General features: G+C 58.9%; 19 protein-coding genes and 7 tRNA genes. 13 read left to right on the top strand and 13 right to left on the bottom strand.

From position 1 onward, the window contains the following. The first annotated feature begins 3 nt into the window (after positions 1-3). The 7 genes from NF616_RS02590 to NF616_RS02560 are packed head-to-tail and all read left to right on the top strand — an operon-like array spanning position 4 to position 9,644. A complete protein-coding gene (locus NF616_RS02590; protein ID WP_252271477.1) occupies positions 4-1,992 on the top strand; it encodes a GumC family protein in 1,989 nt (662 codons plus the stop codon). Next, positions 1,992-3,182, top strand: coding sequence for a glycosyltransferase (locus NF616_RS02585; protein WP_252271476.1), 1,191 nt, complete (start codon positions 1,992-1,994; stop codon positions 3,180-3,182). Before NF616_RS02590 ends, NF616_RS02585 begins: the two co-directional genes overlap by 1 nt. Then, the gene (locus tag NF616_RS02580) at positions 3,172-4,506 is read left to right on the top strand and encodes a cellulase family glycosylhydrolase (protein ID WP_252271475.1); all 1,335 of its coding nucleotides are present in this window, start codon (positions 3,172-3,174) and stop codon (positions 4,504-4,506) included. Before NF616_RS02585 ends, NF616_RS02580 begins: the two co-directional genes overlap by 11 nt. A 9-nt stretch (positions 4,507-4,515) precedes the next feature. After that, entirely contained in the window at positions 4,516-5,733 is a 1,218-nt protein-coding gene (locus tag NF616_RS02575; RefSeq protein WP_252271598.1) for a glycosyltransferase family 4 protein, read from the top strand. Further along, positions 5,724-6,824: a glycosyltransferase family 4 protein gene (locus NF616_RS02570; RefSeq protein WP_252271474.1), complete on the top strand. Its 1,101-nt coding sequence runs from the start codon at positions 5,724-5,726 to the stop codon at positions 6,822-6,824. Before NF616_RS02575 ends, NF616_RS02570 begins: the two co-directional genes overlap by 10 nt. Beyond that, on the top strand, positions 6,821-8,236 hold the full coding sequence (locus NF616_RS02565) for an O-antigen ligase family protein (protein WP_252271473.1): 1,416 nt from the start codon (positions 6,821-6,823) through the stop codon (positions 8,234-8,236). The genes NF616_RS02570 and NF616_RS02565 overlap by 4 nt, the downstream gene beginning before the upstream one ends. A 4-nt stretch (positions 8,237-8,240) precedes the next feature. Continuing rightward, complete coding sequence (locus NF616_RS02560) at positions 8,241-9,644, top strand: lipid II flippase MurJ (RefSeq protein WP_252271472.1); 1,404 nt, start codon at positions 8,241-8,243, stop codon at positions 9,642-9,644. A 28-nt stretch (positions 9,645-9,672) separates the two neighbouring features. On the opposite strand, the gene NF616_RS02555 is transcribed toward NF616_RS02560, so the two are convergent. Together NF616_RS02555 and NF616_RS02550 are read right to left on the bottom strand one after the other, a co-directional pair. After that, complete coding sequence (locus NF616_RS02555; protein WP_252271471.1) at positions 9,673-10,749, bottom strand: acyltransferase family protein; 1,077 nt, start codon at positions 10,747-10,749, stop codon at positions 9,673-9,675. An 11-nt stretch (positions 10,750-10,760) separates the two neighbouring features. Further along, on the bottom strand, positions 10,761-11,870 hold the full coding sequence (locus tag NF616_RS02550) for an acyltransferase family protein (RefSeq protein WP_252271470.1): 1,110 nt from the start codon (positions 11,868-11,870) through the stop codon (positions 10,761-10,763). Between the two features lie 236 nt (positions 11,871-12,106). On the opposite strand from NF616_RS02550, the gene NF616_RS02545 reads away from it, so the two are divergent. Then, the gene (locus tag NF616_RS02545; RefSeq protein WP_252271469.1) at positions 12,107-12,430 is read left to right on the top strand and encodes a hypothetical protein; all 324 of its coding nucleotides are present in this window, start codon (positions 12,107-12,109) and stop codon (positions 12,428-12,430) included. A 15-nt stretch (positions 12,431-12,445) separates the two neighbouring features. On the opposite strand, the gene NF616_RS02540 is transcribed toward NF616_RS02545, so the two are convergent. Both NF616_RS02540 and moaB read right to left on the bottom strand, forming a co-directional pair. Further along, complete coding sequence (locus NF616_RS02540; protein WP_252271468.1) at positions 12,446-13,642, bottom strand: molybdopterin molybdotransferase MoeA; 1,197 nt, start codon at positions 13,640-13,642, stop codon at positions 12,446-12,448. Then, complete coding sequence (gene moaB / locus NF616_RS02535) at positions 13,639-14,178, bottom strand: molybdenum cofactor biosynthesis protein B (protein WP_252271467.1); 540 nt, start codon at positions 14,176-14,178, stop codon at positions 13,639-13,641. The genes NF616_RS02540 and moaB overlap by 4 nt, the downstream gene beginning before the upstream one ends. Positions 14,179-14,244: 66 nt before the next feature. Between moaB and mobA the strand changes: the two genes are divergently transcribed. From mobA to NF616_RS02520, 3 genes are all read left to right on the top strand, one after another. Then, entirely contained in the window at positions 14,245-14,823 is a 579-nt protein-coding gene (mobA, locus tag NF616_RS02530) for a molybdenum cofactor guanylyltransferase MobA (RefSeq protein WP_252271466.1), read from the top strand. A 55-nt stretch (positions 14,824-14,878) separates the two neighbouring features. Next, positions 14,879-15,091: a YgdI/YgdR family lipoprotein gene (locus NF616_RS02525; protein WP_252271465.1), complete on the top strand. Its 213-nt coding sequence runs from the start codon at positions 14,879-14,881 to the stop codon at positions 15,089-15,091. A gap of 92 nt (positions 15,092-15,183) precedes the next feature. Then, positions 15,184-15,260: transfer RNA gene (locus NF616_RS02520), tRNA-Pro, on the top strand. Positions 15,261-15,373: 113 nt separating this feature from the next. Here NF616_RS02520 and NF616_RS02515 read toward each other — a convergent pair. Next, positions 15,374-15,450, bottom strand: a tRNA-Arg gene (locus NF616_RS02515). Positions 15,451-15,809: 359 nt separating this feature from the next. On the opposite strand from NF616_RS02515, the gene NF616_RS02510 reads away from it, so the two are divergent. Further along, a complete protein-coding gene (locus NF616_RS02510; protein ID WP_252271464.1) occupies positions 15,810-16,127 on the top strand; it encodes an Arc family DNA-binding protein in 318 nt (105 codons plus the stop codon). 52 nt (positions 16,128-16,179) lie between these two features. Here NF616_RS02510 and mgtE read toward each other — a convergent pair whose 3' ends face one another. Then, entirely contained in the window at positions 16,180-17,622 is a 1,443-nt protein-coding gene (gene mgtE / locus NF616_RS02505; RefSeq protein ID WP_252271463.1) for a magnesium transporter, read from the bottom strand. A gap of 313 nt (positions 17,623-17,935) precedes the next feature. Here mgtE and NF616_RS02500 point away from each other — a divergent pair, with 313 nt between their 5' ends. After that, the gene (locus NF616_RS02500; RefSeq protein WP_252271462.1) at positions 17,936-18,439 is read left to right on the top strand and encodes an outer membrane protein assembly factor BamE; all 504 of its coding nucleotides are present in this window, start codon (positions 17,936-17,938) and stop codon (positions 18,437-18,439) included. 40 nt (positions 18,440-18,479) lie between these two features. Here NF616_RS02500 and NF616_RS02495 read toward each other — a convergent pair. The 7 genes from NF616_RS02495 to NF616_RS02465 all read right to left on the bottom strand — a co-directional run bounded on the left by NF616_RS02495 (position 18,480) and on the right by NF616_RS02465 (position 20,866). Further along, positions 18,480-18,556, bottom strand: a tRNA-Arg gene (locus NF616_RS02495). A gap of 72 nt (positions 18,557-18,628) precedes the next feature. Then, positions 18,629-18,705, bottom strand: a tRNA-Arg gene (locus NF616_RS02490). Positions 18,706-18,777: 72 nt separating this feature from the next. Further along, positions 18,778-18,854: transfer RNA gene (locus NF616_RS02485), tRNA-Arg, on the bottom strand. 72 nt (positions 18,855-18,926) lie between these two features. Beyond that, positions 18,927-19,003, bottom strand: a tRNA-Arg gene (locus NF616_RS02480). A gap of 103 nt (positions 19,004-19,106) precedes the next feature. Then, positions 19,107-19,197: transfer RNA gene (locus NF616_RS02475), tRNA-Ser, on the bottom strand. Between the two features lie 61 nt (positions 19,198-19,258). Further along, positions 19,259-19,444 carry a carbon storage regulator CsrA gene (gene csrA, locus NF616_RS02470; RefSeq protein ID WP_003244478.1) on the bottom strand — a complete coding sequence of 62 codons (186 nt, stop codon included), beginning with the start codon at positions 19,442-19,444 and terminating at the stop codon, positions 19,259-19,261. A gap of 183 nt (positions 19,445-19,627) precedes the next feature. Beyond that, positions 19,628-20,866 (bottom strand): aspartate kinase, encoded by a 1,239-nt coding sequence (locus tag NF616_RS02465; protein WP_252271461.1) that lies wholly within the window; start codon positions 20,864-20,866, stop codon positions 19,628-19,630. Positions 20,867-20,898 lie beyond the last annotated feature (32 nt).

Below are 20,898 nucleotides of genomic sequence, written 5' to 3'. Positions count from 1 at the left end.
CACATGATCGAAATCCGTACATTCCGTGATCTCCTACGTTTGTTCTTCATATTCCTACGGGAATTCAGACTGGCAGTGATCCTAACTTTCGCGGTGGTCGTACTGGGCGCATTTCTGCTGCCTACCTCTTACGAATCCAGCGCAAGACTCTTGGTCAAACCGGGGCGCGACACCAACACCTTGCCTATCGAGGTGGCGGATCGTCAGTCCATCGTCATGCCGGCCACGCAGCGCGATCCGATTCTGGATGAAGAGCGTCTGCTTACGGGAAGACCGATCAGCCGCCAGGTCGCCGAGCGATACCTGGAGCAGTTGGCCAACGCGCCTCGTCCGGTAGGTTTCTTCGCCAATATCAAGTACTACATCGGCCAGGCTATTGGGGGTGTTGTCGAGCTTGCCCGCGATGCGGTACAGCTGCTCGGCCTTACTGAAGAGCAGACGCCTGTAGATCGTCTGGCCACGAAGTTGAAAAAGAACTTCAGCGTCACCCATGCACCCGGATCATCCGTCATGGAAATCAGTTTCCGCTGGAGCGACCCCTCGGTTGCACAGTCGGTTGTACAAAGCTGGGTCGATCTCTACATGGAGGAACGTACCCGGGCACTGAGTAGACGTAGCCTCTACGACTTCTACGCGGCCCAAAGCGAAGCCAGCACCGCAGACATTCTGAAGCTCAAGAAGGGACTCGCGACGCGGCTCGACGAGTTGGGTGCGATAGGCATCGAAGCGCACCTGCAAAATCTTTCCGAGCGAATCAATCAGCTGCGCAGCGATCGATTCAATACTCGCCGACTTATTTCGTCGACCGAAGGCAGCCTGGCCACGCTCGACCAGCAGATAAAAAGCCTACCGGCGGAAGTACGCACCGTTCGAGAAATGGCGCTTAACCCCATCCACCAAGACCTCCTGCGGACTCTGAACGCCAAGAGGGCGGAGCGTGAGGACTTGCTGCGAACGTTCACAGAGAGCGCCCCGCCGGTAAAAAGCATCGACGAGACCATCGCTAGCCTAGAAAAGCGAATAGCCGTCGAGCCCGCAAACGTGCAGGTTTCCCAGAACCAGGCGCCCAACCCGATCGCCGAGCGCCTCAAGAGCAATTTCATGGATCAACAATCCGATCTTGCCCGCTTGAAGGCTCAGCTGGTGCGTCAAGAAGAACAATTGAATGCCCTTGAGAAAGATCGTACGAAGGCGTTGTCCATCGAACCCGAACTTGCTCGCATGCAAAGGGAATTGGACGCGGCAGAAAAGAACTTCGTGCTGTACAACGAAAGCCTCGAAAAAGCCCGGATCGACCGCGAACTCGACAACAGTCAGATCAGCAACATCGCTGTTATCGAGCAGGCGACGTTCAATCCCAGTCGAGTGTTCCCCAAAAGCCTGCTAATGATCCTGCTGGCGCTCCCCTTGAGCGTCTTAGTCGGGTTCCTGGTGGTGTATCTCTGCTATCTGTTGGATCAGCGCATACATGACGGGGGCCGCTTCGCCGACAAATTCGGGATCCCACTCTGGACTACGCTTCCCGAAGTGATCGGAGATCCACATAGCAATAGCGGCTTTGTCGCTGCACTGTATCGACTCTATGGTCTTCTACCGCTTGATCGGATTGAGCAGCAGGGCCTGGTCATAGCGCTCACCGCCGCTCGGCGGGGAGAAGGCGTCAGCTTCATCATCAGCCATCTACAGCGCCTGCTGGAGGAGCGTGGATACAAGACCCGTGTTGGCGAGGGTCCTGCCCTGCCAGGCGAAGTGGTATTGGTAGACGCTTCCGCACTGCTATCGAATCCGCAAGCGTTCGTCAGCCTGCGAGGAGCCGATCTTGTCGCCTTGGTGGTAGAGGCCCAGCAAAGTAATGTTCCCACTGTGGCTCACGCCATTGGTGTACTTAACACGGCTTTCAGTAAGGTTGACGGCGTGATCATCAACCGTCGCCGTTTCGAGGTGCCAGATCGAGTACTAAGAGTCATGGCCAAGGTGAGAGGCGCGGTCTGATGCGCATTGCGCTGTTAGCGCCGTTACCACCCGAACAGACCGGCATTGCCGATTACGCGGTTTTGCTCAGGAGCGCGTTGCAGTCTACAGGCCTTGAGGTGCTTACTCCTCTGGTGGGCTGCGGTAATGATCCGGAGCGCGCCATTGTCATGGTGGACCAGTTCGATTGGACAGGCATCGATCTTGTGCATGCGGAACTGGGCGGAGGCCGCCTTGCAGAATTTCATGCTCTGCGCACATTGCGCGCACGCTTTCCCAACTTGCCACTGACCGCAACGGTACACGATCCCGAGCGGCTGGTTTGGCGTCGAGCCGCGCTGCCTTGGCCGCTATCACTGGCTAATGCACTCGGCTCACCTTGGACTCAGATGGCCACGGTATTGGCAGACCCCCTTTGCCTGTATGAAGAGCGCGAGCTGGCTAACAGCCTCGATGCCCTAATTACCCTGACGGCCACCGGTCGCGATTGCCTGGCCAGGCGAATGCGATTGAAGGAAAGCAAAGTCCATGTCATTCAGCATGGAAACCAGAATATTGCATTCAAGCCTTTGCCTCCGATGGAGCCGCTGCGCCTGCTCTACTTCGGCTTCATTTACAGGGGAAAAGGCATCGAAGACCTGATCGATGCCTTTGCCATGGTCATCGGCCGTGTGCCTGCGATGGGCTCTCGGTTGCGCCTGACACTGGCGGGCGGCAGCGCTCCCGAGATGGCCTTCGAGCCTGGAGAAAGTTATCTCGACCAGTTGAGAAAACGCATTGTCGAAAAAGGGCTGGCGGCACAGATTGACTGGCGCCTGGATATTCCTGCAGCTGAAATCGCGGAAGAAATCCAGGCCCATCATGTGATGGTTCTGCCCTATCGAGAGTCGAAAAAGCTCGCCCTACTGGGCGCCCAGCGAGGTACTAGCGGTGCGCTGTCCTGGGCGGCGGCTTGCGGGCGAGGTGTTATCACCTCAGACGCACGGGCTTTCGCCGAAGAGGTTTCGACGGGCAACGGTACTATCTTTCCCGAGGGTGATGTCAGGGCCCTGGCCGACCGGCTACATGAGCTGCTGGAGCAGCCAGAGCGTTGTCAGCGGTGGGCCGAACGCGCGACCGAAATTGCACGCGAACGGCTCTGGCCAACGACCGCGGCACGCTTCAAGGCTCTGTTTACTGGCTTGAGCGGAGGAAAGAACCATGTCGCATAGACTCGCTCTCTGGGTAATGCTGTCCGTCATCTGCCTAGTAGTGGGCGCCGCCATATTCAGCTCCCGCGACGCCGAAGCGGAGATCACCAGCCTTAAGCCGACCCGAACTGTCGTCTGGAATGACTATCTGGGGGTCAACGCCCAGTTCCACTTTTTCCCGGAATCGACCTATCGCAAACAGATGGTCCGCCTGCGCGAGTTGGATCTGGAGTGGGTACGTATCGCAATGCACTGGGCAGTGCTTGAACCGAAGCGGGGTGAATATTTCCGTCCCTTCGACGAAGCCGCGCTGGTAATGAGCGAGTATGGGCTCAAACCCGTTGGTTTCCTGGCTGGATCCGCTCCCTTTGCCACTAGCGCTCCCAATGAGTCGCCTTATCAGGATTCGTACCCGCCGACTAATTACCGTCTGTACAGCGACAGTTTGACTCGATTCATCGAACGCTATCCCAACTTCCAGGCTTGGCAGATCTGGAACGAACCGAACCTGCCTTCTTTTTGGCGCCCACGGGAGGACCCGGATGCCTATGCGGCGCTCCTGGCGGATGCAGTTGATACGGTACGCCGACGCTTCCCCGACAAACCGCTGGGCACTGCCGGCATGGCCTATTTCAGCCAAATGCCGTCGCGCAACATGGAGCTGATGCTGAAAGCTCTGTTGGAGAAAGGGCTGGCGAGCAAAAACCTCATTGTTTCCTACCACCCCTATACCGAATACCCAGAGGGCAACGCGGCCGGCAAAAACGAGCTATTGGACACCGTGCGGTACATCAATGACGGGCTGCGCGGTGCAGGAATCAAACAGATCTGGGCGACCGAATGGGGATGGTCCAGCTACGCCGGCCCGGAAGAGGCACAGGCCATCATCGGAGTTTCCGGCCAGGCAGATTACACACTGCGCCGACTGGCCCTGATGAGCGCTTTGGATTTTGATCGGATATTCTTGTTCAACCTGAGCGATCTGGATGCAAGAGCCAGCATTCGAGACCAATCCTACGGCCTGCTCGATCTCAACGGCGACCCGAAACCCGTGTTCAATGCTTTGAAAAATTTCCTCAGGGTAACGGGCCCCAAGCTATCCCCGGCCGATCCTCCCTCCTTCGGCATCGCGCCAAAGGATCTCTACAGTGTGGCCTGGAAACGCGACGATGGGCGCCGGTTGCTTATGGTCTGGAGCGCTTCAGCGGGCAAGCTGAGCCTGCAAGGCATTCGTCAGGCGACTCTGCACGACCCCCTCACCGGTAAGGCAAAAAGTCTCACGGCGGAAGGGGATGTCTTAACGGTTCCTCTCAAACCCAGCCTGCAATTGTTGGTGACGGACTGATCGATGCCACTGAAGATTCTATGGGTTCTTCCCTATCTCCCCTGGCCAACCAGCAGCGGAGGCAAGACGCGCCAGTTTCACCTGTTGAAGGCACTTTCCGGAGCCGGCAATCGCATCACGCTGCTGGTACAAAGCAAGACGGCGCTCGACGACGAAGCCCGTGAAGCGCTGGAGCCCCTGCTCGAGCGATTGATCGTGCTACCGCGCCGACCGCTACGCAGTGCCAAGACGTTACTCGCCATGGCCGCTTCGCCCTTGCCAATGCTTGCCAGCGTCAATGGGTATTCGCCTACCCTGACCAAGAGCTTCGCCACTTTGCTGCGCGAGCCTTGGGACATCATTCAGATAGAGCACAGCTACAGTTTTCAGCCGTTCGAGCATGCGCTGAGAATGAGCAGTCATCCCTTCATTCTGACCGAGCACAACGTGGAGTCAGCTCTGGGCGGTGCGACCTACGACCGCTTCCCGGCCTGGCTAAAACCTCTGATCCTGCTCGACCAATGGCGTTATAAACGCTGGGAGCAGCGCGTCATGCGCCAAGCCGCCCGGGTCATCGCGGTGACCGAGAGCGACGCTGCTGCTTTCGGCCACATTGTCGGGAGGCCCGTTCCGGTAGTCGTCAATGGAGTCGATTGTGCGCGCTATGCCTCAGTCACTCCTGCCCACGGCAGTTCCCGAATGCTATTCATCGGCAATTACGAGTACCCACCCAATATCGATGCGGTGGAATGGGCGCTGAACGAAGTAATGCCCAAGGTTTGGCAAGCATGTCCGGATGCCTCCATCACTATCGCTGGATATGCACTACCAAAGAACTGGCCCCAGCGCTGGCCAGATGCCCGTATCGAGTGGCACGGTTTCGTCCCGGACCTGACCGCCTTGCAATCCAGCGCAGCGGTGTTTTTCGCCCCGCTGCGGCAAGGTGGCGGGTCGAAGCTAAAAGTACTCGAAGCAATGGCCGCTGGTCTCCCTGTGGTGACTACTTCACAAGGCGTCTCCGGCCTCGCCGTCAAGGCCGGACGTGAGTATGACGGCGCGGATACCTCCGATGAGCTCGCAGCCGCGTTATTGCGTCAACTGTCTGACCCAGCGGGTGCTGCTCTCATGGGTGAAGCGGGACGAGCGTATGTACGCCAGGCGCATGACTGGTCTGCCGCAGCCAGTCAGCTGGAAAGCGTCTACGCCGATTGCCTCGCCAAAAACCTAGAGGCTCTGTCATGCGCGTAGGGCTCGACTACCGTCCTGGAATCAGTAATCCAAACAACGGCATCGGCCGCCAAAATGTGGCACTGGCTTCGGTTCTAGGCAACCTTCCGGAAGTCGAGCTACATCTGTTCACACCCGCGCCCTTGGGCCATCCGCTCAGATTGAGCGCTCATTGCCCCTCCTGGGGCTGTAACACTGAGGGTCAACATCGCCTGCCTCGTCGTCTGCGTTTCGAGCTGGGCTATCTACCGAGCGCTCTGCGGCGCGCGAGTATCGACGTGCATATCAGTACGTTCAACATGGGCTTGCCTCTACCGCCCAAACCCCCAGCGACACGCTATGTCCTGCAGCTGCATGACCTATTTCAGCTACACCTGAAGAATCGCCACAGCTCTTGGGTGCGCGAAACGGTCTATCGGATCAGCGATAACCTCTCTATTCGTTACTCGGTAGCTGTCGCCGACCGCATCTGGACTCCGTCACAGTTCAGCGCCGACGAGGTGGCGCGCGCTTTTCCCAAGGCGGCCGGCAAAGTTCGAGTACTGCCTAATCTCGTGCCGGCATGTACCGCCGTGCCCACTCGACCAGCCACCGAGCTGCCGGAACGCTTCTGGCTGGCCGTCGGCACTCGAGAGCCACGCAAGAACATTCCCTGGTTCGTCGAGCACTGGGCTCAGGCACGCGTAATCTGCCCAGCGGTGCCAGAGCTGGTCTTGGTCGGCGGTGCAGAATTCTTGCCAACCGCGCAGCACGCGCTTCCGGGGCTGCATTTCATGCCCCCCCTCGGCGATGGAGAGTTGCTCTGGCTTTATCAGACCGCCGAACGCCTCTGGCAACCATCCTATGCCGAAGGTTTCGGCCTCCCGGTTATCGAAGCAATGGCAGCCGGCACACCTGTCGCTGTTGCTACCGGCACCTCCCTTGATGAAATCGTTCCGCCGGGAACGCCTCGGTTTAGTCCCTACAACGGAGCTGACGTAACTGCGCTGATGCTGGAGCTGTCTCGCCCCACTGCAACGGATCGCCAAATGCTGTTCGACTGGGCAGACAGGTTCGCAGAGCGCCCCTACCGAGCGAGGGTGACAGAGCTACTGCAGGAACTAAAAGCGTGACATTACCTTCCGGATTCCCCATCGCGGTCGCTGCGGGGCTGATGTTCGGCGTTCTGCTCTGGTTCCTTTCTCCACTGAAGGTAGCCGTGCTGATTGTCGCCATGGTGGTAGGCCTCAACCTACTGCGCCGTCCGCTTCTGGGCCTCCTGCTGTTCGCTGCCATTGCCACTTTCCTGCCCTACTCAACTATCAATCTGGGGATTCGTACCACCGTTTCAGAACTGCTCATCCTGGTCGTCTGGGCCTGCATCCTGTTTCAGAACATCTTCGAGCAAGCGCGCCCCAGGTTGATTAACGGCAGTACTGAGCGTTATGTGCTCGCGTTGATTCTATTCAGTGCCTTTCCATTCGTGGTGGGTCAGGTCATGGTCAATGCTGCCGGCAGCGGCGTGGCCAACTGGATTCGCTGGCTGGCCAACGTGTCGCTGCTATTTCTCGTCGCGCGCCTGGTTAGAGACGAATTGACGCGCGAACGAATAGTCCAGGCTCTGCTGATCGGCTCGCTGGCAATGCTAATGCTGTCCCTACCAATATTTTTACTGGAGCGATCTGCGGCGGCGATCAACCCGCTTCTTACCAAGCTGGGTTATGCCACGCTGGACGAAGTGATCCGCGATACGTCTGGTGCGGTTTTCCTGCGCATGGGCTCACCATGGATCCACCCCAATACCCTTGGCGGTGCTATGGCTCTGATTCTGCCATTGGCTCTCTGCTACGGGCTTACTCGAAGCAGATGGTGCCGAGCGCTCGGCATCAGCGTGGGTTCTCTGGGCGTGATCGCCCTATTGCTCAGCGGATCTAGGGGAGCCCTTTTGAGCTTGGCGGTCGTGCTGGTATGGATGGCGATTCGGCGCGTGCCATTTACCGGCCGCTTGCTGCTTACTGGCTCAGCCTTAGGTTTGCTGTTGGTGCTGTCCTATCCGCCGCTTCAGGAGCGCATCTCGACCATGTTCGAGTTTAGCGGCGATGCCAGTACTTCGGTTCGCTTCGACGAATACGCTAACTTCCCCCGAGCGATGGCGGCCTATCCTCTCGGCATCGGCTTCAAGGTGGAGCCACCAGTGCCAGGAACAGATTTGCTGGGCATCTCCAATCTTTGGCTGAACTTCATATATCGGCTCGGCCTACCTGGCATGCTGCTCTTTATTGCCGCCATTTGGAGCTGGTGGCGAGAGACGAAGCCACGCACCGCAAAAATCGACCTGACGCCAGACAACGCTATCTGGCTGGGTACGACCGCCGGCCTGGTGGCAGCTCTGTTTAGTGGCCTCTTCGACCATTATTTCGGCTTCCAACCGGTATTGGTCGGGTTGTTCTGGCTCATGATCGGATTGAGCTTACAGGAGGCACGCCGGCTAGGAACGATCGAGAATCGCGCCGAGAGCACGCCCTCTTCGTCATACGGCATCTAGCGGCATGTTCGGCTCTACACTATGGCTCACCCTGGCGACGCTAATCGGCCTGATGGCGGGCTTCGCACGAGAGTGGCTTTTGGTTGACGCCTGGGGGGCCAGCCTGCGCAGCGACGCCTTCCTGGTCGCGCTGTTCCTACCCGAGGCAGTGCGGATGGCAATGGCCACGGGCCTGTTCAGCTCCGCCGCTCTCCCCCTATATCAGGAGCGTAACGAAGATCGGCGAGCAGCCTGGCTGTCAGCATTGACTGTGCGGGTACTCTGCACCGGAGTTGCCATGGCGGGACTCTTTTACCTCGCGGCGCCTCTCTGGGTGTGGCTCATCGGCCCCGGTCTATCCGATGCCGGGCGAGACCTGGCCACGCAAAGCCTGCAATTGCTGGCTTGGTGCGTGCCCGGCTTTCTGCTTCATGCGTTGCTATGTATTCCATTGCAGGCCAATGCCCGCTTCGTCTTGGCCGGCCTGGGTTCACTGCTATTCAATCTGCCGCCGGTAACCTACCTGGCCCTCCAAGGAGGGCGGGCCGAGCCGACCGGGCTCGCCGCTAGCTGTCTGGTAGGCAGCCTGCTGATGCCTTTGGTCCTGATACCCGCATTACGCGGCATTGGCTGGCAGCCTTGGAGAGCGAGGGCGGATGAAAACTGTGGCCGACAACTGTTGAGCCGACTCGGCCCGCTGCTGGCCAGCACAATGGCGAGCCAAGGGCTGGCACTGCTAGAAAGAATGATCGCTTCTTTACTGGGAGAGGGTGCGGTCACCTGGCTGAACTTTGCTCGCAAGCTGATCAACCTGCCAATGGTCGCACTGATGAGCCTGAACCAGGTTCTGCTCGGCATGATGGGCGGTAAGTCGGAGTCGGAGCGATTGATGCTGTTGCGCCGCGGCACCGCGCTGGCGACGCTGCTGACACTACCGGTTGCGGTCGGCGTAGTCGGCGCAGCTGCGCCTCTAATTGAACTGCTCTTACCCTCTCAATCCAGTCATGGCGTGCTGGCCGCCTTGCTCGGCTGGCTAGGCCTGACGCTTCTGTTCGCCGCCTGGAACGCCCTACTGGCACGCTACGCGTACTCTGTTGGCGACACTCGTACACCGCTGGCCTGTGAGCTCAGTGGTAATGCGCTGAATGCCGGATTGCTTCTAACTTTTCCATGGTGGCTAGGACTAAAAGGCATCGCGCTGGCCGCACTATTGGGTGTGGTACTGACCGGTCTGTTGCTGATGCGCAAACAACAGCTGCTGAATAGCCTGGAATGGCGTAAGCAGTGGATACTCGCACTATCGCTGCCGGCCTTGGCCTCATTCATCCCTCAGGCCCTGACTCACGGCTGGTGGCAGCTCGGAGCCGCCGGCCTAGCAGGAGCAAGCCTGTTCGCTGTACTTGCATCGCTGCTCAAGCCCTGGAAATAGCCCACGCGGCGCGCAAGCCCGATGCTAGTTAGGCATTGGTCTTGTCAGCCAGCTGCGCCATGCCGTCCTGTGCGCGAACATAATGACTGTTCTTGAGCAACCAGCGCCTCTCAACGCAATGCCACATCAACACTGCTCCTAAAAGGGTTAGGGACACCGTGAGCGCCAGAGCCAGCCAAGGGTCTGCATCGAAAAAACCGAGGTGCACCAAGGTCTGCACGATGGGGAAATGCAGGATGTACACACCATAGGAAAAGTCACCAAACTTGCCGAAATTGCCCAAATAGTTGTAAAGCGCAAAGAAGATCACCAGAACGCCCAATGCCAGAGGCTTTAATGCCTCTGCTCCAGATGTCACAGGCAAAAGGAAGTACATACCCGACGCCAGTACGAGCCACTTTAGATGTCTTTCGTAATACGGAAGAAAGTAGTAGAGCAAAGCTCCCGCTATGAAGAAGCGCAGCTGCCCCGGCAACTGCTTTTCCAGAAGCTCATACACGCCACGCCCTGTGCTTTCGTGCAGATGCGACATAGCCATTGAATAAAGCGTCGACGCAACGAACAGCATCAACATCACTCGGGCATAGCCGGCACGCCGGCTTAACCAGGCAATAGCCGGTACACTTAAATAAAACATCACTTCAATCTTGATGGTCCACAGCGCGCCGTTCACTGAAGAAATTCTATTTTCGGCGAACACACCGGGAAGATCAGGTTGAATGAAATTTAGGAAACCCAGATTGAAAACCAAGTAGCGAAAGAATTCGTCAGACCGAAAGTAGCTCGCCACAGAAAGTTCACTTAGACCGCAAAGCAAAACCGCAGCTAATGCTACCGACACAAAATAAGCAGGGTAAATGCGGCGCCCGCGTTTTTCGAAGTAATCGACTAGCGAACGCGACTTCTCGTAACTCATAAAGATCAGGAAGCCACTGATCACAAAGAAAGACTCGATAGCAATTTTGCCAGAAAGAAGTTTATCGATGATCGACAATTCATCTCTAGCTGACAACTCGTAGGCATGCAGTAAACAAACCGCTATCGCCAGTAGCAGCCGGATCAGGTCAAAGTTATTTTGCCGCAAACGCGGACTGTCGACTCGCATTACCTTCTCAATCACTTGGCGTGTTTCACTGCCAGCTTGGCAGTATTTCCAAGATCGGGCTTCTTGAATAAGCGTTTACCCAAACGATTGGCTCCATTCATCAAAGGCTCCTCGACGAGCTTGAAGCCGACCAAGCCATAGATCATCACTGCCGCGAACATCATCACCAAGAATACAATATGGCCAAACAGACTTGGCGTGGCCGGCCCCAACAATACCCAAAGCTTGCCTACCACCCCTAACACCAAAAGATGTGAAAGGTATGTTGTATACGAGCTATCGCCGATAGCCACCATAAAACCGGGAACCTCCAGCTTCCCTCTGCGCTCGAGCAACGTCGCACCCATCGTCAGCAGGCCGAAGAGGCAGCCCAAACTGAACACCCGAACCAGTCCCTCACCTCTAAACAATCCATACGTATATCCGAGAGGCACCCCTACCAAAGGAACGAACAACAACATGCCAAGAGCAAGACGGTTGGAAACCCGTTCGCTGGAGGGGCTGAAATAGAATAATGCGATTATGCTTCCGAGAACAAATTCAATAGCGTATGGGTGCAGAATCAAGCGAAGGAAAGGATTCAGTTTAGATATATCAAGCAGAAGATTAGCGGAGATGATTAAAACAGCCCATGCAGCAAGAATCAAAGGCAAATAGCGTTCACTACAGAACATAAACGATGTGAACACTAAGTAGAACCACATCTCGAAGATCAGCGACCAAGCGACGATAACCAGAGGCAGACTCTTATCTGGAATCAAAAAAAATGACTTCCAGAGATTAGGCTCGTCATGCCCACTGTTAACCCACGCCGGCATAATCAAGAAAACCGCCAATGTGATAAAAAAATACACCCAGTAAGGCGGATATATTCTCGCGACTCGAGCATAGGCGAACTTCAAAATTTCCCGAGGGACTTGAAATCGTCCTCGGGAAACCATCACCATAATGAAACCACTTACGACAAAGAACCAATCGATGAATAGCTGATTGAAATCCTTGATAGCAGCTGGCAACAACGAAAAACCTGCGTACTTTTCCTCTGCAAAAGTCATGTGCCCGATAATCACCCCGGCCAGGCCTAGACAACGAAAAGCCTGGAGGCTGTTTAACTTCGACATGCCACATGCTCCGAAACGACAACGCCACTGGGGCGCAAAATGGACGCCAATAATTTGGCGAATGAAAAAGTACCTGATAAGAGACGATGCATCTCATGGGGCAGGATGCCATCATGCTTGCGAATCTGGCAAGACACGGTCGCCTCGATGAACACCCTCCCACCACCACGGCAGAGTTCTGACTACATTGCCTGCCGTTACGCTAGAAAAAACTCTTTAGGAAAAAGCGGTCGCTTATGAAGTATCACGCCAAAATCTGGAATATTGTTCGACTCCTGCTCACATCGCCGGCCTTGGTTTTTTCTCTCTCAGCCTATGCTGCTGACGATGAGCCGATTCGGATGATAGTCAAGCAGTATGACCGTGACGTGTACTCCACCATGGATGACCTTCTCTACATCCGCACCCATCAATGCCTTGAGCCTGCCTACAGCGAAAACGCCATCCTTTTCTATATCCCTTATTCCGACGATAACAAATTACAGTTCAGCTCGAAGGTAGAGTGCAAAGTTCTAGAGTTGTACGACCGGGGCGCGCATTACAGCAAGGAAGGTCGCTAGAGAACCCACAGCAGCTCAGCCCAGCAGCTCGCTCATGGGGATGAAGCGCAGCGCTTCGCCCTCGGCATAGGTCCGCTCTTCCAGCACCTCGACGAGCCCGTCGGCCCAGGCCGCACTGCGCAGCACCCCGGAACTCTGATTGGGATGCAGCACCGCGCGACCATTCTCCAGCCGCGCGCGCAGATACTCGCGCCGCTTGCCCGGACGCGGCCAGGCGAAGCCGGCCGGCACCTCGAAGGCTAGCGGCTCGACCCGCGGTACGCCGAGGCGGCGCAGCAGATACGGTCGCGCCAGCAAGGCGAAGGTCACCAGGGTCGAGGCCGGGTTGCCCGGCAGACCGAGCACCGGCACGCCGCGGAAATGGCCGCAGGTCAGCGGCTTGCCCGGTTTGATCGCCAGCTTCCACAGCGCCAGTTCGCCGTCCTCGCGCAATACCTGGCCGAGATAGTCGGCCTCGCCCACTGATACGCCGCCGGTCGACAGGATCAGGTCGGCGTCGCTGAGTGCCGCCAGGGCGTCGCGGGTGCGCTGGGCGTCGTCGGGCAGGATGCCGGCGTCGCGCACGTCGCAGCCCAGGCGCTGCAGCCAGACGCAGAGCAGGCTGCGGTTACTGTTGTAGATCTGCCCTGGGCCCAGCGGTCGACCGGGCTCGATCAGCTCGTCACCGGTAGAGAGCACCGCCACGCGCGGGCGTCGACGAACCGCCAGCACGGCGCAACCGAGCGACGCGGCCAGGCCGAGTTCCACCGGGCCCAGGCGCGTGCCGGCGCCCAGCACCACCTCGCCCACCCGGGTTTCCTGGCCTTGTGGGCGCACGTTCTGCCCGGCCTCGAGCGGCTCCTGGAACTGCACCCGCCCCTCCTCGAGCAGCTCGACGTTCTCCTGCATTTCTACCGTATCGGCGCCGGCCGGCATGGGCGCACCGGTGAAGATGCGCGCGCAGGTCCCGAGCTGCAGAGGCTCGGGCGCCTGGCCGGCGAGGATGCGCTGGGTGACCGGCAGCGGCTCGCCGCGCCAGTCGGCCAGGCGCAGGGCATAGCCATCCATGGCGCTGTTCGGCCAGGGCGGCAGATCCAGGCCGGCGACCAGATCGGTGGCCAGCACGCGTCCGTCGGCCGCCGCGAGGGTGACGATTTCCTGCTCGCGGATGGGGCTGGCCTGGGCCAGTGCCAGCAGACGCTGCAGGGCCTGCTCGACCGGCAGCAGGCTCATCCGCGCGTCTCGCAGGGAGCTGCGGCCTTGAGATGGGGCACGAAGTTGCAGGGCCGGTGACGGCTGTCCAGCTGTTCGCCAAGGATGCCGTCCCAGGCGGTGCGGCAGGCATTGGTCGAGCCCGGCACGCAGCACACCAGCGTGCCGTTGGCCAGGCCGGCCAGAGCCCGCGACTGCATGGTGGAAGTGCCGATGTCCGCCACCGAAATTTGCCGGAAATACTCGCCAAAACCATCCACCTGCTTGTCCAGCAAGCAGGCCACCGCCTCGGGCGTGCTGTCGCGAGCGGTGAAGCCGGTGCCGCCGGTGATCAGCACCACCTGGACCTCGTCCTCGGCGATCCACTGCGCCACCTGTGCGCGGATGCGGTAGAGATCGTCCTTGAGCAGCACCCGTGCCGCCAGGTGATGGCCGGCGGCGGTGAGGCGATCGACGAACAGTTGGCCGGAGGTGTCGGTGTCCAGGGTACGGGTATCGCTGACGGTGAGCACCGCGATGTTCAGCGGCGCAAAAGCCGCCTCGGCCTTGTGGCTCATGGCATGGTCCGGTTGTGGCGAAAACTGGCCGGTGTTATATCACAGGCCCCGACCCAGAGCGCCGCCATGACCACTGCCCTGCCGCCCTGCTCCATTCTGCTGCTGGCCGGCGGCCGCGGCCAACGCCTGGGCGGCCGGGACAAGGGCCTGGTCGAATGGCGCGGCCGTCCGCTGATCGATCACCTTTATCAGGTAGCGCGACCGCTGACGGACGACCTGATCCTCTCCTGCAATCGCAACGCCGAGCGCTATGCCGCGTTCGCCGATCGGCTGGTCGCCGATGACGCTGCCGATTTCCCTGGACCGCTGGCCGGGCTGCTGGGTGGACTGACTGCCGCACGCCACGACTGGCTGCTGATGCTGCCCTGCGACGCGCCCCGGGTCGACGGAGCGCTGCTGCGGCAGTTGCGTCAATGCGCCCTCCACTACGGCGACAAACCGGTGATGATTCGCCAGGGAGAACAGTGGCAGCCGCTGTTCGCAATGATGCCTGGCATGCTGCTGGCCCCGCTGCGCCAGGCCTGGGATGACGGCGAGCGCAGCCCGCTGCGGGCGCTGTTGGCGCTGGATGCCCGGCCCTGCCCATGCGACGAGACGGACCCACGCCTGGCCAACCTCAATACACCGGAGCTTTTGCGCGGCTAGCAGGGAACCGAGAGCCGCCTCGCTCGTCATACGTACCCCAACACAGGAGGTACCCATGACTCAGAGATTCCTCATCGCCTTGCTGGCCGCCGGCCTGCTCGCGGGCTGCTCGATGCCCAGCGTGATCACCCTCAACGACGGTACCCGCATCCAGACCGTGGACGTTCCCGATTTCGACGAGGATTCCGGTTTCTATGAATTCGAGGAACTCGACGGCAAGGCCGCGCGGGTGAACAAGGATCAGGTAATCACCGTCAGGGAACTGTGACCCTCGCACGGTCACAAGGAGCGAACCACTAAAAAACTTCTAGCTAACCCCTTGTGCCGCAAAACTTTTTCGGTAGAATGCGCGCAATTCTTCGGAGCGTAGCGCAGCTTGGTAGCGCGTCTCGTTCGGGACGAGAAGGTCGCTGGTTCGAATCCAGTCGCTCCGACCATTTCCCGAATCGGCGAAAGCCGATCAGAAAAACCGGCCCTGGCGCCGGTTTTTTCGTTTTCGTCGCCATAAAAAGAAAGCCCGCGCACCTCTATGGTCGCGGGCTTTTTCATGTGGCGTCCCAGAGAGGGGTCGAACCTCCAACCTTCCCCTTAGGAGGGGGATGCTCTATCCAATTGAGCTACTGGGACAACGGGGCGGCATGTTAACGGCCGGGCCAATATTTGTCATGCCATTCGCTTTGTTACGATTTTGCTTCAGCCAGCCTTCATAGCTCTAGCCCGCGCCATGCGTAGGCTTCGCACGCATCGACTCGGCCGCTTTTTGCCTACCTGCGCGCATTTCGGATAATTGGTGCTGGCAAAGCGCCTGCATTCGCACGACAATAGCGACGTGCAATTGGCGTCAAATAATCGACCAATCGATTAAAAATGAACTCGATGCTGTTACCGGCTGAACGGCTAGCGCCTATCATGGTCAAAGCAGCGACAATCCAGTAGCTGAATGCCAGCATCGCTCTCGTGAACTAACCGGTTAATTCAAACCCCCTATGAAACAGGCCATCTATTCCAGCCGCACGGCTGACAAGTTCGTAGTCCGCCTCCCCGATGGCATGCGCGAGCGCATCGCCGACGTGGCTCGCAACCATCATCGCAGCATGAACTCGGAGATCATCGCTCGCCTGGAGCAGAGCCTGATCCAGGAAGACGCGCTGGGTGACGATCTGAATCTGCGCCTGGACAGCCCGGAGCTGTCGCTGCACGAGCGCGAGCTGCTGCAGCGCTTCCGCCAGCTTTCTCGTCGACAGCAGAACGCCCTGGTGTCGCTCATCGCTCACGATGCGGAAATGGCGGCCGAAGAAGCCTGATAGTGATCTCATGAAAAAAGCCGGCTGATGCCGGCTTTTTTGTGTCCATCGATCAGAGCAGGAAGAGCGTTGCCAGCCCAAGGAAAATGAAGAAGCCGCCACTGTCGGTCATGGCGGTGATCATCACGCTGGCGCCCATGGCCGGGTCGCGCCCCAGGCGCATGAGCGTCATGGGAATCAGCACCCCCATCAGCGCCGCCAGCAGCAGATTCAAGGTCATCGCGCCGGTCATGACCAAGCCGAGAGACCAACTGTCATACAGCCAGAAGGCCACGGCGCCGATCACCCCGCCCCATAGCACGCCGTTGATCAGAGCCACGCCCAGCTCCTTACGCAGCAGGCGGGAAGTGTTGCCGGTGCTGACCTGGTCCAGCGCCAACGCGCGCACGATCATGGTGATGGTCTGGTTGCCCGAATTGCCGCCGATGCCCGCGACGATCGGCATCAGAGCCGCCAGCGCCACCAGTTTCTCGATGGAGCCCTCGAACAAGCCGATCACTCGTGATGCGAGGAAGGCCGTGACGAGGTTGACGGCGAGCCACGCCCAGCGGTTGCCGACCGACTTCCACACCGAGGCGAAGATGTCTTCTTCCTCGCGCAGACCGGCCATGTTGAGCACTTCGCTCTCGCTCTCCTCGCGGATCAAGTCGACCATTTCGTCGATGGTCAGACGCCCGATCAGCTTGCCATCCTTATCCACCACCGGTGCCGAGACGAGGTCGTAACGCTCGAAGGCCTGGGCCGCGTCATACGCATCCTCATCGGGGTTGAAGCTGACGGGATCGCTGGCCATCACTTCCACAACCTGCTTGTCGGGATCGTTGACCAGCAATCGCTTGATCGGCAGCACACCCTTGAGAACACCGTCGTAGTCGACCACGAACAGCTTGTCGGTATGGCCCGGTAGCTCCTTGAGCCGCCGCAGGTAACGCAGCACCACCTCGAGTGTGACATCCTCGCGGATGGTCACCATCTCGAAGTCCATCAGCGCGCCTACCTGATCCTCCTCATAGGACAGCGCCGAACGCACTCGCTCACGCTGCTGCGCATCCAGCGTCTCCATGAGCTCGAGTACCACATCGCGCGGCAACTCGGGAGCCAGGTCCGCCAGCTCGTCCGCATCCATATCCTTGGCGGCGGCGAGAATCTCGTGGTCGTCCATGTCCGCGATCAGCGATTCGCGGACCGCATCGGACACTTCAAGGAGGATATCGCCATCGCGCTCGGCCTTGACCAGCTGCCATACGGTCAGGCGATCGTCGAGCGGCAGGGCTTCGAGGATATGGGCGATGTCGGCGGAGTGGAGTTCGTCGAGCTTGCGCTGCAGCTCGGCGAGATTCTGCCGGTGGACCAGGTTTTCTACGAGGTCGTGATGCTGGCCTTCCTGACGGTGGGTCAGGTTTTCTACCAGCTTGTGACGGTGCAGCAGTTCGACCACCTGAGCGAGGCGATCCTGCAGGCTTTCTTGCGGCTTTTTGGCTTCTACTTCAGTCATACGGCACGCTCCACCCCAGCAGCGGGGCGCGCCACGGAGGTCAATCAGTCAAAACGATTGGGCGAAGAAAATATTGAGTAACTACTGGGTAAGTCCATGGTGGCGATCCACAAGCCCCGGCGGGGCTGACTTGGCAATCATAGCACCCCACACCGTTTCGACGCGAAAAAATCAGGCCTAGAACAAACGCTTGCAGCACTTTCCTAGAGCCCTACGCAGCTACTTTTCCGACGCATGCGCTACGTCACAAGACACGCTGGCGCAACGAAAAAGCCGGGCTAGGCTGCAGAGGCCAACGTCAAGGAGGACGAATATGCTGCGATCAATCTGCGCAGGTTTGTGCGCATGCCTGCTCTACCCCACCACTCATGCTCAGGCCGCTACCGTGCAGCGTTGCGAGGACGCCCAGGGCCACGTCACCTACACCCTGCATGGCTGCCCGGAAAACGCGAGCCTGGATCTGCAAGAGGCCTACAACCCCACGCCAGGAAAAGGCAAAGCAGTGCCCCTGGCAAAGGCGGCGAAGGTTCGCGCCAAAGCGAAGACCAACAAGAAGGACACGCAGCTGGTGGTGGTCGGGACCAAGCAGGACGGCTGCGGCAATCAGCTCAGCAGCAGCGACCGGCGCCGCGCGGTGATTCGTCAGCAGGTGCGTAGCGGGATGACTCAGAGCGACGTCAAAAGTACCCTGGGCGAGCCGGACAGGATCACCAGCAACGACGGCCAGACTCGCTATCACTACGACGATGAGAAGGGCAACAAGCGCCAGGTGAACTTCGATGAGTCCGGCTGCGTAAAAGCAAAAGGCAAACGCTAGAAAGACAAAAGGCCCGCATCACTGCGAGCCTTTTGCTGTATGGCGCACTCAGGAGGATTCGAACCTCCGACCGCCCGGTTCGTAGCCGGGTACTCTATCCAGCTGAGCTATGAGTGCGTGTGGCGCTTTTAGACCAGATCACCGCTGGTTGAAACAAAATGGCCTGCATCGCTGCAAGCCATTCGAGTGTGGCGCACTCAGGAGGATTCGAACCTCCGACCGCCCGGTTCGTAGCCGGGTACTCTATCCAGCTGAGCTATGAGTGCGTGTGGCGCTTTTAGACCAGATCACCGCTGGTTGAAACAAAATGGCCTGCATCGCTGCAAGCCATTCGAGTGTGGCGCACTCAGGAGGATTCGAACCTCCGACCGCCCGGTTCGTAGCCGGGTACTCTATCCAGCTGAGCTATGAGTGCGTGTGGCGCTTTTAGACCAGATCACCGCTGGTTGAAACAAAATGGCCTGCATCGCTGCAAGCCATTCGAGTGTGGCGCACTCAGGAGGATTCGAACCTCCGACCGCCCGGTTCGTAGCCGGGTACTCTATCCAGCTGAGCTATGAGTGCGTGGGCTGCGCATTTTAGTGGTCTCAACCATCAGGTCAAGCACTTTCCGAGTCAGCTCAACAACTTATCGGACTTCGCGCAAACACAACCGAAGTTGTGAATATGGCGGAGAAGGGGGGATTCGAACCCCCGACACCCTTTTGAGGTGTACTCCCTTAGCAGGGGAGCGCCTTCGGCCACTCGGCCACCTCTCCGCAACACGGGGCGCATGATAACCATGTTTTCCCCGTTTGCAAACCAAAATTTCGAGAAAAATTAGTGGCTTGGTTCGTCGCCCTTCTCTTTTTGGATGCGCTGGTAAATCTCTTCGCGGTGCACGGCAACTTCCTTCGGAGCATTGACGCCGATGCGCACCTGATTACCTTTCACACCCAACACGGTGACGGTGACATCATCACCCACCATCAGGGTCTCTCCGACCCGGCGAGTCAGAATCAGCATTCCTTTCTCCTTACGGATTCAATTACGGGACAACAGTCTGCAAGAACTAAAATGGTGGGTAGCAACGCACATATCAAGTGCAATGCCCTCCCCCAGTATTGACCAGCCTCGGCAAAAGAAAAGTCCCCTCCCAGGCAGCCAAAAAAACGAAAGGCGCGGAAGACCGCGCCTTTTGAGAAGACATCACTCGGCCTGTCGGGCCGGAGCGTCGAGCTCGAAAGCGGTGTGCAGGGCACGCACGGCCAGCTCGAGATACTTCTCTTCGATGACCACGGACACCTTGATCTCGGAGGTGGAAATCATCTGGATGTTGATGGTTTCCTTCGCCAGCGCCTCGAACATGCGGCTGGCGACGCCGGCGTGGGAACGCATGCCGACGCCTACAATCGAGACCTTGGCGATGTTGATGTCGCCGATCACCTCACGGGCACCCAGTTCGCGTGCGGTGTTCTCCAGCACGGTCTTGGCACCGTTGTAGTCGTTGCGGTGCACGGTGAACGTGAAGTCCGTGGTGTTATCGTGGGCCACGTTCTGCACGATCATGTCCACTTCGATGTTCGCGGCGCTGATCGGGCCGAGAATCTTGAAGGCCACGCCGGGGATATCCGGTACACCACGGATGGTCAGCTTGGCTTCGTCGCGATTGAAGGCGATGCCGGAAATGATCGGCTGTTCCATGGATTCCTCTTCGTCAAGGGTGATGAGGGTGCCCGGCCCCTCCTGGAAGCTGTGCAGCACGCGCAGCGGGACGTTGTACTTGCCGGCGAACTCCACCGAGCGAATCTGCAGCACCTTGGAACCGAGGCTGGCCATTTCCAGCATTTCTTCGAAGGTGATCTTGTCCAGACGCTGGGCCTTGGCCACCACGCGCGGGTCGGTGGTATAGACGCCGTCTACATCGGTGTAGATCTGGCACTCGTCGGCCTTCAGCGCCGCGGCCAGCGCCACGCCGGTGGTGTCGGAGCCACCGCGACCGAGGGTCGTGATGTTGCCCTCCTCATCCACACCCTGGAAGCCTGCGACCACCACGACCTTGCCGGCCTTGAGGTCGGTGCGGATGCGCTGGTCGTCGATCTGCAGGATGCGCGCCTTGGTGTGCGCGTTATCGGTGAGGATGCGTACCTGGTTGCCGGTGTAGGACACCGCCGGCACACCGCGACGGATCAGCGCCATGGCCAGCAGGGCGATGGTCACCTGCTCGCCCGTGGAAACCATCACGTCCAGCTCGCGCGGAACCGGGTCGCCGTCGGTAATCTGCTTGGCCAGCTCGATCAGGCGGTTGGTTTCGCCGCTCATGGCGGAAACCACGACGACGATGTCATCGCCGCCCTCGCGGAATTTCTTCACCTTGTCGGCCACCTGCTGGATGCGCTCGATGCTGCCGACGGAGGTGCCCCCAAATTTCTGTACGATCAACGCCATGTCAAAAAGCCGCCTGATTCCTCGAAGGGCGC

The organism is Pseudomonas subflava (genome assembly GCF_023823685.1).
Lineage (GTDB): Bacteria > Pseudomonadota > Gammaproteobacteria > Pseudomonadales > Pseudomonadaceae > Aquipseudomonas > Aquipseudomonas subflava.
Note: the sequence above shows the minus strand (reverse complement) of the source record. Positions and strands in the feature narration are given on the sequence as shown.

Bases quoted from the DNA above. Each gene is read 5' to 3' on its own strand.
- NF616_RS02590 (WP_252271477.1), top strand. From the start codon at position 4: ATGATCGAAATCCGTACATTCCGTGATCTCCTACGTTTGTTCTTCATA.
- NF616_RS02585 (WP_252271476.1), top strand. From the start codon at position 1,992: ATGCGCATTGCGCTGTTAGCGCCGTTACCACCCGAACAGACCGGCATT.
- NF616_RS02580 (WP_252271475.1), top strand. From the start codon at position 3,172: ATGTCGCATAGACTCGCTCTCTGGGTAATGCTGTCCGTCATCTGCCTA.
- NF616_RS02570 (WP_252271474.1), top strand. From the start codon at position 5,724: ATGCGCGTAGGGCTCGACTACCGTCCTGGAATCAGTAATCCAAACAAC.
- NF616_RS02560 (WP_252271472.1), top strand. From the start codon at position 8,241: ATGTTCGGCTCTACACTATGGCTCACCCTGGCGACGCTAATCGGCCTG.
- NF616_RS02555 (WP_252271471.1), bottom strand. From the start codon at position 10,749: ATGCGAGTCGACAGTCCGCGTTTGCGGCAAAATAACTTTGACCTGATC.
- NF616_RS02550 (WP_252271470.1), bottom strand. From the start codon at position 11,870: ATGTCGAAGTTAAACAGCCTCCAGGCTTTTCGTTGTCTAGGCCTGGCC.
- NF616_RS02545 (WP_252271469.1), top strand. From the start codon at position 12,107: ATGAAGTATCACGCCAAAATCTGGAATATTGTTCGACTCCTGCTCACA.
- NF616_RS02540 (WP_252271468.1), bottom strand. From the start codon at position 13,642: ATGAGCCTGCTGCCGGTCGAGCAGGCCCTGCAGCGTCTGCTGGCACTG.
- moaB (WP_252271467.1), bottom strand. From the start codon at position 14,178: ATGAGCCACAAGGCCGAGGCGGCTTTTGCGCCGCTGAACATCGCGGTG.
- mobA (WP_252271466.1), top strand. From the start codon at position 14,245: ATGACCACTGCCCTGCCGCCCTGCTCCATTCTGCTGCTGGCCGGCGGC.
- NF616_RS02525 (WP_252271465.1), top strand. From the start codon at position 14,879: ATGACTCAGAGATTCCTCATCGCCTTGCTGGCCGCCGGCCTGCTCGCG.
- NF616_RS02510 (WP_252271464.1), top strand. From the start codon at position 15,810: ATGAAACAGGCCATCTATTCCAGCCGCACGGCTGACAAGTTCGTAGTC.
- mgtE (WP_252271463.1), bottom strand. From the start codon at position 17,622: ATGACTGAAGTAGAAGCCAAAAAGCCGCAAGAAAGCCTGCAGGATCGC.
- NF616_RS02500 (WP_252271462.1), top strand. From the start codon at position 17,936: ATGCTGCGATCAATCTGCGCAGGTTTGTGCGCATGCCTGCTCTACCCC.
- csrA (WP_003244478.1), bottom strand. From the start codon at position 19,444: ATGCTGATTCTGACTCGCCGGGTCGGAGAGACCCTGATGGTGGGTGAT.
- NF616_RS02465 (WP_252271461.1), bottom strand. From the start codon at position 20,866: ATGGCGTTGATCGTACAGAAATTTGGGGGCACCTCCGTCGGCAGCATC.